We start from the raw sequence: 13,024 nt of genomic DNA on the forward strand, positions 1-13,024 counted from the left end.
AAAAATGCGCGTGGAATCTCAATTATCGGTGGAACAGGTAATTAAAACTTTAAAAGAAGATTTGCCAACACTTTTTCAAAAAGATATTTCATACCACATTTATACAGATGATATCTATTTTAAAGATCCGGTAAATACATTCAAATACAAGTTTAACTATCGCATTATATTTTGGACATTGCGATTTCACGCTCGGCTATTTTTTACCCAAATTTACTTTGATGTACATGAAGTATCTCAGTCAGCCGAAGATACGATTTTAGCAAAGTGGACAGTGCGAGGAGTGTTACGAGTTCCCTGGAAAGCTGGTTTGCTTTTTAATGGCTATTCAACGTATAAACTCAATCAAGATAATTTGATATACGAGCATATCGACACTTGGGATAGAAAGCCAGGGGAGATTTTACGGCAGTTTTGGCAAAGGGGAGAGAGAGCTAATTAGCTATTGGAAAAATGGCCACTTTTTGAATTCAAAATTCAAAACTTGTACTGAGCGTAGCCGAAGTATTCAAAATTCAAAATAAATTGTTATAAATTTTGAATTGATACCTAAAGGGATACAAGCCCCTAATTTAAATTATGAAAAAAAATAAAACACGTAGTATCAATATTCAAGCCCCCGCATTTATGCGTGGGGTATTAATAATGAAATTGATAATTTTGAATTTTGAATTGTTTTGACCCTTACTTTTAACTCAGATATTTACAAAAAATTGCTGTCTTAACATCAACCTCGGATTATCAAAACAGAAGAGGAGAACGAGAAGTTTTTAGAAACTGTTGAAGAATTGCCTTATCGTAATTATTAAATTTTAAGTTGCGTTTGTTCTGCTATCTTATGAGCTAATTTCTTAAAATCCTCATAAACGTTTTTCACTGCTTTAGTATGAGCGCCAATAGCACCATCAGCTGGTTTCAAGTGGAACATAGGTTTATGAGCTTCTTGAGCCATTGTCATCAAGCTGTGGTAGCTTTTAATTAATCCTAAACAGTTTGGATCATTTTCAATAGAAATTTTATTTTGAGTAGGCTGATTTGAAATTATTTCTTGATAAGTATTTGGAATTTCAAATATTGCTCTATTATATACTTTTGCTGGACGGTCTAATCGCATTGGCATCTGCCAAACAACGTAACCAATAGGCTGTATATCACCATTTGGTAAAGACAAACTTGTAGTATTATTTTTACTTAATATATACTTCCAATCATTTTTCCAAGATTGCAAGATATCACCAAGGCTGCGTAAACCTATCAAGGAAAAGTAATCTAATGTAAGTGGTATCACCAAATAATCTGCTGCAATTAATGCTGCACGATTGATTGCTCCTAAACTTGGACTTAAATCCATCAATATTACATTTGCTTTATGATTAACGGCTGCTTTTTGGAGAATTCTCCAAAAAGCAGAAGTTACCTGCAAAGCTCTTTCTTGACCACCTTTATCAAGACAATTATTCCATTGCGCTGAAAGCTCATCTTCAAAACTAGAAAGCATTAGGTCTCCAGGTAAAAGAGCTAATCTTCCTACTTCTGTAGACAAAGATAATGAGGCTATATCTTCTGAGAACTGATTTTCTTGGATATATTCTAAATGTGGATTATCAATATCACCAATACCCGTTAACAGGGGTTTCACACAATCAAAAATAGTATCTATTTTATTTTCGTTTAAGGAAAATAATTCTAAGCGTTCCTCATCTAAGAAAGTAATAGTGAGGTTAGCTTGTGGGTCTAGATCAGCCACAACTACCCGTAGCCCTAAATCTTGATACATCCATGCTAGATGATAAACTAGAGTAGTTTTACCAACACCTCCCTTAGTATTAAAGAAAGCAATAATCTTTGCACTCATAGTTTTTTCCTAAGAATGACCAACAAATGAGTATCTTCCACAGTGAATTCCAGAGGTGGATTACCATTTTTTTGAAGCTCCTGCCGAGCATATTGAATTCCTACCCCAAATTTCTGAACATAGCCAAGATTTTTCATCGCTTCGGCAAGGTGAGGATTTCGATAGTCTGTTATGCCTGGTTGTCCAAAGTTTTGCCGATTTACTTGACCAAAAGGGCCGCCAGGATTTTGAATTTCGATGCGATCGCTAAACCATGTAATTCTTACTGGCGCATTTGTTCCTTCATAAGTGCGATGCATAACGGCATTTCTTCCTAATTGTTGCAAGGCAACTATTGGATAGTCAGGCTGTCGCAACTCTATAGGTTGAGCAGTGATGTCTGTTGCCACTGAAATATGAACTTGAAAAGTTTCGTCCAGCATCCGCAACAAGTCTGGAAGCGGCCCGCCAATTTCTTTTTGATCTTTAATCGGGTCTGTTAACTCAATGCCATCAATGCGAAGAAATTGAATATAGGCACTGGGAACGAATTGTCTAGGATCGTTACCCACAACTAGCACGCCCAAGATAGTTGGTTTAGGCAACAGATCAACTGTCGCAAAACGCATTGATTGAAGTTGTTGTTCAACAGTGCGTTGATTTTCTTGAAGAATATCGTTTGCCAACGCAGAAGGCAAATAAACTCGACGAAAAATTTCTAAATCGAGGTCATCTAAACTAGCTGATGATAAGGATCGTAAATCGAAAGGCAAGTCTTTTGAGCGTCTTTTTTCAGCTAAACGACGTTCCTCTTCTGCTGTAGCAGTAGCTCGACGGGGGCCAACTCTGATCCAAACACGTCCATTAAAGCGTACAGGTGGAGCATCTGATGGTTCTACAATTAAAACTGCTAGTTCACATCTGCCAATAGTCCGTTTTTGGACAATCATTGTAGGAAAAGGCAAAATGTTCCCATCAGACCGCATAGCTGAGAGTGTAAGTAAAAGCCTATCGTCTATAAAAAGGTTTGCACAAATACCATTATCCTGAACCCCAATAAACAAGACTCCTGGTTTTTGGTGATTCGGTAAGTCATTGGCAAATGCACAAATAGCCTCGCAAAGCTTACCTTTATCAGAAATCGAAGCTTTCCGTTCAACCCGGTCTGATTCTAGGTCGTTCAGGAGAACTTCCAACTCCTGGTCATTCATTCAGTTCTCCTTGGAAATACCTATTCGCCTCTATCTACTTTTCATAATAGTTGTATTTGCCGGATACTGTTTCAAAACCTGCTTTAAATATTGCCCAGTATAAGACCTGGGATTTTTTGCAACTTCCTCCGGTGTACCCACAGCAATCAATTCTCCGCCTTTGTCGCCACCTTCTGGCCCCAAATCTATTACCCAGTCAGAACAACGAATTACATCTAAGTTGTGTTCAATTACTAATATTGAATTGCCTTTATCTACCAATCTTTGCAACACATCTAATAATTTGTGGACATCGTAAAAAGATAACCCTGTTGTCGGTTCATCGATTAAATAAAGTGTCTTCCCGGTAGCGCGTCGAGATAGTTCTGTTGCCAATTTCACCCGTTGCGCTTCACCACCAGATAAGGTAGTCGCAGGTTGTCCTAATTGGACATAACCCAACCCGACATCAAATAAAGTTTGCAAACGCGCGATCGCTTTGGGTATATTCTGGAAAAAGTCTAAACTTTCCTCAACTGTCATTCTCAAGACATCAGAAATTGACTTATCTTTATACTTCACTTGTAAAGTCTCGCGGTTGTATCTTGCACCTTTACAAATTTCGCATTGCACGTAAACATCTGGAAGAAAGTTCATTTCAATAACATTTACACCCTGTCCGCTACAAGCTTCGCAACGTCCACCTTTAACGTTGAAGGAAAATTGTCCAGGTTTGTAACCCCTAGCTTTGGCTTCTACTGTTTGGGAAAATACATCCCGAATGGCATCGAAAATTCCTGTGTAAGTTGCAGGGTTAGAACGTGGTGTGCGTCCAATGGGGGATTGATCGATAACGATCGCTTTATCAATCGCATTCAATCCCTGAATTTTATCCAAATGTCTCGGTAAGGGAACTTTCTTAGTTAAATGGTGTTGCAGAGATGGGTACAGTAACTCGTTAATCAGCGTAGATTTGCCAGAACCAGACACACCTGTGATGGAGACGAGTTTACCTAATGGAATGTCTACATCGATATTTTGTAAATTGTTGCGATGGGCATTTTTAATTCCCAAACTACGCCCATTTCCTTCTCGGCGTTCTGCTGGTGTGGTAATTACTCGTCTTCCCGATAAATACGCACCTGTCAAGGAATCTTCTGCTGCTAATAATGTCTGAAAATCACCTTGGGCGATAATATTTCCGCCGTGGATTCCTGCACCAGGGCCAATATCAACTATATGGTTAGCTGCGCGAATTGTTTCTTCATCGTGTTCAACGACAATCAACGTATTACCCAAATCGCGCAATTTCGTTAAAGTTTTAAGCAACCTGCCATTATCTCGTTGATGCAAACCAATACTCGGTTCATCTAAAACGTAGAGAACTCCTGTTAATCCAGAACCAATTTGCGTTGCTAGACGAATTCGTTGGGCTTCGCCACCAGAAAGGGTCATAGCGGGACGGTCAAGGGTGAGATAATCTAAACCTACATCTAACAAGAATTGCAATCTAGCTTTGATTTCTCTCAGAACTAAATCAGCAATTTGTAACTGGCGATCGCTCAACTTAAATTGCTCAATTCTCTCCCGACAATCCCGAATTGATACGGTAGTCAATTCTAAAATTCCATATTGTCCCAACTTCACCGCCAAGGCTTCCGGTTTTAACCGTTTTCCCTGACAAACCTCACACGGTTGATCGATTAAATACTGTTCTAATTTTTGCTTAACTAATTCAGATCCACCCTCATATTGCCGTTGCAAAATTGGAATAGCACCTTTAAAACTCTGCTTTCTTTGTGCTTCTGCGGCTCGTTCATCTTTCTCACCAAACAAAATAATTTGCTGCTGTTCTTCTGTTAGCTTGCTCCAATTTGTCTGTAACTCAAACCCATAAATCTGTCCGACGCTATAGAGTAATTCCAGATAATAAGAATTATCTTTTTCTGACCAAGGCGCGATCGCAGCATAAACTGGCGCTTCCCAGTCGGGTACGATCAAGTCTGGCGAAAATCTTCTTAAAGTCCCGATGCCATGACAGTGCGGACAAGCACCATAAGGTGAGTTAAACGAAAACAATCGCGGTGATAATTCTTCCATTACCGCGCCATGTTCTGGACAGGCAAAGTTTTCCGAAAATACTAATTCTTCTTCTTTTTCTTGTCCGTCGTCACCAAGCACACTCACCAGGATGGCTGCAATACCACCCGATTGCTTAAGACACGTAGACAGGGAATCAACCAAACGCTCTTGAATATCAGCTTTTTTCACCAAGCGGTCAATTACCACTTCGATGGTGTGAGTAAAATTTTTATCCAATTCAATTGAATCTGACAGTTCACGGATCTCGCCATTGATCCGCACGCGGACAAAACCTTGAGAAGCAAGACTTGACAAAAGCTTACGATGTGTGCCTTTTTTACCCCTGACAACAGGTGCAAGAATTTGGAAGCGGGTGCGATCTGGTAATTCCATGATGCGATCGCACATCTCATCGATTGTCTGGGGGGCAATACAGCGATCGCATATCGGACAATGGGGTTCGCCAGCCCGACCAAATAACAGCCGCAAATAGTCGTAAATCTCTGTCACCGTACCCACAGTGGAACGGGGGTTATGAGAGGTTGATTTTTGGTCAATAGAAATTGCTGGGCTTAAGCCTTCAATGGCTTCTACATCCGGCTTATCCAGTTGTCCTAAAAATTGTCGGGCGTAGGCGCTGAGGGATTCCACATAGCGACGTTGCCCTTCAGCGAAAATGGTATCAAAGGCTAGGGAAGACTTACCAGAGCCAGAAACGCCAGTGAATACGATTAGGCGATCGCGTGGCAATTCTAAGTCAATATTTTTCAGATTATGCTGCCTAGCACCCCGAATCCGAATGGTATTCTGGCTGTTGTGGCTGGGGTTGGGAAGATGGCCATTCAAGGATGCTGCTAGCTGTTGGTCTGACATATTGGGCGGCGAAGAAGGAGTTTCTTATGAAACAGTCCTTAATAATACTATCTTTAATCGGTTTATTGTAGAACAATAGTACTGTTTTAGAGAGTTATCATTCCAGATTCATGCCGCAGACATACTTAAGAGTCTGCTAATTTGGAAGCATCCCGATTAAATATCCTTCTGAGGGCGAAGCTATGGTATCGCAAATCCAACCGCCGACCCAGCCAGAGGTCATCTACCCAGATAATGACGGACAACCAATTGCTAACAGTACCATACAGTTTGGCTGGATTGTAGAAATTAAGCAGAATCTAGATTGGCTATTTGCCGACGATCCAAATGTATTTGTCGCCGGAGATTTGTTTTGGTATCCGGTAGAGGGACGCAACAAAATTGTTAATGCCCCAGATGTGCTGGTGGTATTAGGTAGACCAAAAGGCGATCGCCTTTGCTACCAACAATGGAAAGAGGAGGGAATTGCACCGCAAGTGGTGTTTGAAATTCTTTCTCCCAGCAACACCCAAACTGAAATGGACAAGAAATTACTTTTCTATGACCGCTATGGCGTGGAAGAGTATTACATTTACGATCCTGAGAAAAATAATTTGTGTGGATGGTTGCGTAGTGAAGACGGTTTAGATGTCATCCCCCAAATGGAAGATTGGGTGAGTCCTCGTTTAAAAATTCGGTTTGTTCCATCATCAGAGGGTTTACAGCTTTATCGCCCTGATGGAGAACGGTTTTTAACTTATACAGAAATTTCTCGCAACGCCGAACAAGAAAGGCAACGGGCTGAACAAGAACGACAACGGGCGGAACGGGCTGAACTTGCCAGAAGAGATGCCATACCCCGATTATTGCAAATGAATTTGAGCATCGAACAGATTGCCCAAGCTTTAGCATTGTCAGTGGAAGAAGTGCGAACCCTTGCTCAGGAGTAACGCCGTGTGCAATTTTTTAATCGGGTTATTAGAAATTGAATTTGTACTTGAGATATTCTGATTATGCTAGCCAATGCAGCCACCCATAATGTCACCTGGGAAAAGTTACCTGATGATTTTGTTTTAGACAACGAGCCAGTGGATAACATTAATCAGCCACTCTTGGCTGCTGCTTTAACAGAAAGCTTGGAACTTGCCAGCAGACTACCCGCCGATGCTTTAACCATCACTAATTACGGTATCTGCGCCACCTTGAATAATCGATTTGTAGTCAAAGCACCAGATTGGGGTTATGTACCATCAATTCGAGTCTCACGAGAAGAAGTGAAGCGCAGTTATACGCCACGACTTCAAGGTGATATTCCCGTAATTGTGATGGAATTTCTCTCAGATACCGAAGGTGGAGAGTATTCGAGTAAACCGACCTATCCCCCAGGTAAATGGTTTTATTATGAGCAGATTTTACAAGTGCCAAACTATGCCATTTTTGAACCAGATAGCGGAGTGTTAGAAGTTTATCGGCGAGATGATTTAGGATATTATCAACTGCAAACACCAGATGCAAATAATCGTCACTGGATTGCCGAAATGAATTTGTTTTTAAGCGTATGGCAAGGAAGCCGAGAAAACCGCACAGGTTATTGGTTACGTTGGTGGGATGATAACGGCGAATTATTACTGTGGGGTTTGGAGTTAGCAGCAAAAGAACGCCAGCGTGCAGAGAGATTAGCTGCTCAGTTAAAAGCGCTGGGAGTGGAACCTGAGGTTTAACTCCCAACTTCGACCTTTTTGCTCGGCGATTCGTGTTCGGAACTCGGAACTTCAGCCTTTTTGCTCGGCGATTCGTGTTCGGAACTCGGAACTTCAGCCTTTTTGCTCGGCGATTCGTGTTCGGAACTCGGAACTTCGACCTTTTTGCTCGGACATTGGTGTTCGGAACTCGGAACTTTGACCTTTTTGCTCGGACATTGGTGTTCGGAACTCGGAACTTTGACCTTTTTGCTCGGTCATTGGTGTTCGGAACTCGAAACACCGAGTTTATAACTGCGATGCCTACGACGGGCTACGCCTACGCCTTTGGCTCTACAGTTAAACTTAGCATTACAGCAGCCTCGCTTGCTTATCACTTCTTTTTGCAAAGCTGCTTATCACTATCACTCAAATTAGGCGCATAAATTAAATAGTTATGCAACCACCGACAACCCCGTGCTAGTAATTGCTCCAAGCTTTCCACATTCCACGCATAAATAGAGACAACCAGCCCTGTTTTGTCAACGGAGGCGATGAGGATACGCTGTCCGTCCGGGCTAAAACTGGCACTTATGACAGAATTTTCATGCCCCTGAAACTTGGCAATTTCCTTGCCCTGTAAGTCCCACAGCCGCGCTGTATTGTCATATGAGGCGGTGAGGATGCGCTGCCCGTCCGGGCTAAAACTGGCACTTGTGACATAACTCTCATGCCCCTGAAACTTGGCAATTTCCTTGCCCTGTAAGTCCCACAGCCGCGCTGTATTGTCATATGAGGCGGTGAGGATGCGCTGCCCGTCCGGGCTAAAACTGGCACTTGTGACATAACTCTCATGCCCCTGAAACTTGGCAATTTCCTTGCCCTGTAAGTCCCACAGCCGCGCTGTCTTGTCCGAGGAGGCGGTGAGGATGCGCTGCCCGTCCGGGCTAAAACTGGCACTTGTGACCCAATCCTCATGCCCCTGAAACTTGGCAATTTCCTTGCCCTGTAAGTCCCACAGCCGCGCTGTCTTCTCATATGAGGCGGTGAGGATGCGCTGCCCGTCCGGGCTAAAACTGGCACTTGTGACATCACTCTCATGCCCCTGAAACTTGGCAATTTCCTTGCCCTGTAAGTCCCACAGCCGCGCTGTCTTGTCCAAAGAGGCGGTGAGGATGCGCTGCCCGTCCGGGCTAAAACTGGCACTTCTGACATAACTCTCATGCCCCTGAAACTTGGCAATTTCCTTGCCCTGTAAGTCCCACAGCCGCGCTGTCTTGTCATCAGAGGCGGTGAGGATGCGCTGCCCGTCCGGGCTAAAACTGGCACTTGTGACATCACTCTCATGCCCCTGAAACTTGGCAATTTCCTTGCCCTGTAAGTCCCACAGCCGCGCTGTCTTGTCATCAGAGGCGGTGAGGATGCGCTGCCCGTCCGGGCTAAAACTGGCACTTGTGACATAACTCTCATGCCCCTGAAACTTGGCAATTTCCTTGCCCTGTAAGTCCCACAGCCGCGCTGTCTTGTCCGAGGAGGCGGTGAGGATGCGCTGCCCGTCCGGGCTAAAACTGGCACTTCTGACATAACTCTCATGCCCCTGAAACTTGGCAATTTCCTTGCCCTGTAAGTCCCACAGCCGCGCTGTCTTGTCCGAGGAGGCGGTGAGGATGCGCTGCCCGTCCGGGCTAAAACTGGCACTTGTGACCCAATCCTCATGCCCCTGAAACTTGGCAATTTCCTTGCCCTGTAAGTCCCACAGCCGCGCTGTCTTGTCATCAGAGGCGGTGAGGATGCGCTGCCCGTCCGGGCTAAAACTGGCACTTGTGACCCAATCCTCATGCCCCTGAAACTTGGCAATTTCCTTGCCCTGTAAGTCCCACAGCCGCGCTGTCTTGTCATCAGAGGCGGTGAGGATGCGCTGCCCGTCCGGGCTAAAACTGGCACTTCTGACCCAATCCTCATGCCCCTGAAACTTGGCAATTTCCTTGCCCTGTAAGTCCCACAGCCGCGCTGTCTTGTCATCAGAGGCGGTGAGGATGCGCTGCCCGTCCGGGCTAAAACTGGCACTTGTGACCCAATCCTCATGCCCCTGAAACTTGGCAATTTCCTTGCCCTGTAAGTCCCACAGCCGCGCTGTCTTGTCATCAGAGGCGGTGAGGATGCGCTGCCCGTCCGGGCTAAAACTGGCACTTGTGACCCAATCCTCATGCCCCTGAAACTTGGCAATTTCCTTGCCCTGTAAGTCCCACAGCCGCGCTGTCTTGTCATCAGAGGCGGTGAGGATGCGCTGCCCGTCCGGGCTAAAACTGGCACTTCTGACATAACTCTCATGCCCGGCCATGACTGTAAATCCCTGCACTTTATCCAAAATCGTCTGTAAAGCCAACACAGGGCTAGCAGCTGGGTAGTCCTGGAGTTGTTTAATTCCCTGCTTGTCTATTAAACTTTTTAACTCTCTGCCATCCCCCATCGCCGCCAGCAAAGCCCCCAGCTGATTAAACTGAAAGCGGTTGATATTCGCTACTCCTGACCGTTCCAGCCGCGTAGCTGCTACTGCAACTTTTTGGGCTGTTTCCGTCTTTCGCAGGTCAGCTTGAGCCTGTTTTACCCGTTCCTGCGCCTGCTGTTGTTTTGTTTCGGCAGTTTTTAACCCCGCTAAAGCCTTTCGCTGTTGTTTTTTTGCTTGTTGCACCTCATTTTGTGCCTTTCCTACTTGTTCTCGCGCCTGATTTTCCTTGTCTTTGGCTTGTGCTAGTTTTTGGTTTGTTGCAGCTAGTTGTTCCTTGGCAGTTTGCTGTTGCTTTTTTAAATTAGCCTCAGCATCCACTAGCTTTTTTTGTGCATTAGTCAGCTTTTTATTAGCATTGGCAATTCGCTGCTGTGCCGTTATTAGTTCTTGCTCTCTCTGTCCTTTCTCACTATCAAATCTCTTCAGTTGATTTTCTGCCGAAGCCAGTTGTTGATTACTCTTGCTTGCTAATACTCCTAACCCAATCGCAGCTACCGCAGAAATAAACAACAAAACCCAAGCAATTAAAACTGTCTGTCTGGCTTTTTGATTAGCTGCGGTTAAAATTTCTTGTTCTTTCTTGGCTAACTCTAAATTTCTCTCAACCTCTAATCTTTCTAACTCTTGGCTAGCATCCAAAAATCGGTCATCGACATCAGTCAAACTTTTACCAATTCGCCAAACCAAAGCCTCTTGTAACGCTTTTCCCCGCAACAACCGCGATTCATCTTGAAAATCAGCAGCGACCCAAGCATTAAAAGCATCAGAATATGGACGCAACCTAGCTAAAATATTTTCAGACCATTCCCACTTAAACACCTCTGCATAGATGCGGTTATAAATTCGCAACTTTCCATCCCGCTTTACCACCAACCCAGTCAACCGCAGCGCCATTTGGTCATCACTATCATCAGCGACAATCTCACTCTGCTGCACAATTTGCTGACACAATCCCAAAAGCCGCCCAGTGCGCTGCTCCCCACTTTGCATGATTCTGTCTCGAATCGTCTTCAAATGCTCCGGCTCATCTTGCGTCTCCCAATTTTCAATAATCCGCTTTCTTACCACCCCTGCCACTAACGCCTCAATTTGGGATTTATCCTCGTCTCTAGAAGAAGACGCGATAAATCGCGTCTCTACAAGGCATTCCTCAATTAACAATTTACAAACTTTTTGTGTCAAAAATGGCTGTCCCCCCGTCCAAGCCAGCACTGCTGCCATTGCCTCTTGAGGATTTCCCGTTACCGCCAAACCCTGTGCCAAGGGTTGCGCCTCTGGGAGTTGAAAGCCGGTTAAATCAATTGCCTGTCCAATATTAAAAGGTGTCCGGCGTTTGTCTTGAATCAAATCTGAAGGCGTAGATACGCCAATCAAAGCAAAGGTGATGCGATTATATTCAGGATTGTCTGCCCGTCGGTTGTAGCAATCGCGGATAACTGCAAAAAAGTCATCTAAGTTGAATGAAAGACTCAGAACGCTGTCAATTTCATCAATAAAAATAACAATGTTTTCAGTAATAGTTTTAAGTAAAATTGTTTCAATAAACTTGCTCAAGTGCTGCACTGGTGAAAGCAACCCGTTATCAGCCCACCAAGTATCTAAATCAAAAGTTGTATAAATATTAAAACTTCCCACCAGAGTATCAATCACCCCGGCATACCACTGTTCTGGCGTAATATCTGCCGTCCCAATAGCTGTAAAATCAACAACAGCACAAGCAAATCCCTCAGTTTGCAACTGCTGCATTACCTGTACCCGCAAGCTAGATTTCCCCATCTGCCGGGAATTGAGTACATAACAAAAATCCCCAGCCTTCAAGCCTTCATAGAGGTCATGGTCAGCTTGCCGTCTAACATAAGTTAGGGCATTTTGAGGCAGACTACCACCGACTTGATATTGATACTGGGTCATAAACAATTGAAAATTCAAAATTATGAAATACAACGTGAGTTCAACAAACCTCTCCCTCCCCTGCCTTGAACTTTAGTTAAAGTCTTTCCCTCTCCGATTCGGAGAGGGACGGTTTTACGTAGTAAAACCAGGGAGAGGTCATAATTACAAATTACGAATTACGAATTAAACCAGCTAGATGTTTTAACACTTTTACGACAGTATATAAGTCATCCCTACGATTAAGCGACAGTGTGTAAGATAAGGCATATCTCGGTGTAACCTGTTTCGTCAACTTAATAAATTGAAATTCACTACCATTGGTGACAAACCCAAAAACAGGTTTTGCCGAAGTTGCATCTGCCAACATATAAGCCAATGCTTGTGGAATTGCAACTACTAGAGAGTAATCTGCTCGTTTTGCCTCAATCACAAGCACCCAGAATGGTGGATGGAACACCAAGATGTCAATACGTCCTCTGATAATCGTGCCTTCGTCTTCAGAAGAAATTCTGACCTCTTGTTCTGAGGCGATGTAAAAAGGCGGTTGATAAAAACCTGCTAGACGCAATAGTGGAGATAGCACCACCATTTTGACTACAGGTTCCAAAATAGAATATTTTGATAGATGCAAATATTCTGCCTTGACTTCGTTGAGAGATTGCTTTTCTAAATCACTCAACTCAGGTAAATCTTGTTGCCACTCTGAAAAAAAAAGTTCGTCCTCTGCAAGGTGTAGACCAAATTCATCGATGAGTTGGGCTAGGGTGATATCTTTTCCTTGAATAACTTGAACCATTGTTGATCCTTTTTGTTATGGCGATTCAAAAAATGTTTGCGATAGATTACCCCACCCTAACCCTCCCCTTATAAAGGGGAGGGAACTAGATTTTCAGGTTTCCCCCCTTAACAAGGGGGGATTAAGGGGGGTGATATCTGGATAAGCGGAGGGATTTGTCTATGTGTCGCATTCTTTTTTCAAATTGGT

General features: G+C 43.8%; 8 protein-coding genes. 3 read left to right on the top strand and 5 right to left on the bottom strand.

Features of this window, described 5'->3' with window-relative positions:
* Window positions 1–10 precede the first annotated feature (10 nt).
* Window positions 11–442: a C6orf136 family protein gene (locus tag D1367_RS14125; protein ID WP_118171429.1), complete on the top strand. Its 432-nt coding sequence runs from the start codon at window positions 11–13 to the stop codon at window positions 440–442.
* A 363-nt stretch (window positions 443–805) separates the two neighbouring features.
* On the opposite strand, the gene D1367_RS14135 is transcribed toward D1367_RS14125, so the two are convergent.
* The 3 genes from D1367_RS14135 to uvrA are packed head-to-tail and all read right to left on the bottom strand — an operon-like array spanning window position 806 to window position 5,979.
* Window positions 806–1,855 (bottom strand): ParA family protein, encoded by a 1,050-nt coding sequence (locus D1367_RS14135; RefSeq protein ID WP_118167013.1) that lies wholly within the window; start codon window positions 1,853–1,855, stop codon window positions 806–808.
* Window positions 1,852–3,045 (bottom strand): ATP-binding protein, encoded by a 1,194-nt coding sequence (locus tag D1367_RS14140; RefSeq protein WP_118167014.1) that lies wholly within the window; start codon window positions 3,043–3,045, stop codon window positions 1,852–1,854. The genes D1367_RS14135 and D1367_RS14140 overlap by 4 nt, the downstream gene beginning before the upstream one ends.
* A 30-nt stretch (window positions 3,046–3,075) precedes the next feature.
* On the bottom strand, window positions 3,076–5,979 hold the full coding sequence (uvrA, locus tag D1367_RS14145; RefSeq protein WP_118167015.1) for an excinuclease ABC subunit UvrA: 2,904 nt from the start codon (window positions 5,977–5,979) through the stop codon (window positions 3,076–3,078).
* A gap of 182 nt (window positions 5,980–6,161) precedes the next feature.
* Here uvrA and D1367_RS14150 point away from each other — a divergent pair, with 182 nt between their 5' ends.
* Complete coding sequence (locus D1367_RS14150) at window positions 6,162–6,908, top strand: Uma2 family endonuclease (RefSeq protein WP_118167016.1); 747 nt, start codon at window positions 6,162–6,164, stop codon at window positions 6,906–6,908.
* Between the two features lie 63 nt (window positions 6,909–6,971).
* Window positions 6,972–7,679, top strand: a complete 708-nt coding sequence (locus D1367_RS14155) for a Uma2 family endonuclease (protein WP_118167017.1) — start codon at window positions 6,972–6,974, stop codon at window positions 7,677–7,679.
* A 352-nt stretch (window positions 7,680–8,031) separates the two neighbouring features.
* On the opposite strand, the gene D1367_RS14160 is transcribed toward D1367_RS14155, so the two are convergent.
* Together D1367_RS14160 and D1367_RS14165 are read right to left on the bottom strand one after the other, a co-directional pair.
* A complete protein-coding gene (locus D1367_RS14160; protein ID WP_118171431.1) occupies window positions 8,032–12,057 on the bottom strand; it encodes an eIF2A-related protein in 4,026 nt (1,341 codons plus the stop codon).
* Window positions 12,058–12,208: 151 nt separating this feature from the next.
* Window positions 12,209–12,835 carry a type I restriction enzyme HsdR N-terminal domain-containing protein gene (locus D1367_RS14165; RefSeq protein ID WP_118167018.1) on the bottom strand — a complete coding sequence of 209 codons (627 nt, stop codon included), beginning with the start codon at window positions 12,833–12,835 and terminating at the stop codon, window positions 12,209–12,211.
* Between the last annotated feature and the right edge of the window lie 189 nt (window positions 12,836–13,024).

The organism is Nostoc sphaeroides (assembly GCF_003443655.1).
Taxonomy (GTDB): domain Bacteria; phylum Cyanobacteriota; class Cyanobacteriia; order Cyanobacteriales; family Nostocaceae; genus Nostoc; species Nostoc sphaeroides.

Bases quoted from the DNA above. Each gene is read 5' to 3' on its own strand.
- D1367_RS14135 (WP_118167013.1), bottom strand. From the start codon at position 1,855: ATGAGTGCAAAGATTATTGCTTTCTTTAATACTAAGGGAGGTGTTGGT.
- D1367_RS14140 (WP_118167014.1), bottom strand. From the start codon at position 3,045: ATGAATGACCAGGAGTTGGAAGTTCTCCTGAACGACCTAGAATCAGAC.
- uvrA (WP_118167015.1), bottom strand. From the start codon at position 5,979: ATGTCAGACCAACAGCTAGCAGCATCCTTGAATGGCCATCTTCCCAAC.
- D1367_RS14150 (WP_118167016.1), top strand. From the start codon at position 6,162: ATGGTATCGCAAATCCAACCGCCGACCCAGCCAGAGGTCATCTACCCA.
- D1367_RS14155 (WP_118167017.1), top strand. From the start codon at position 6,972: ATGCTAGCCAATGCAGCCACCCATAATGTCACCTGGGAAAAGTTACCT.
- D1367_RS14160 (WP_118171431.1), bottom strand. From the start codon at position 12,057: ATGACCCAGTATCAATATCAAGTCGGTGGTAGTCTGCCTCAAAATGCC.
- D1367_RS14165 (WP_118167018.1), bottom strand. From the start codon at position 12,835: ATGGTTCAAGTTATTCAAGGAAAAGATATCACCCTAGCCCAACTCATC.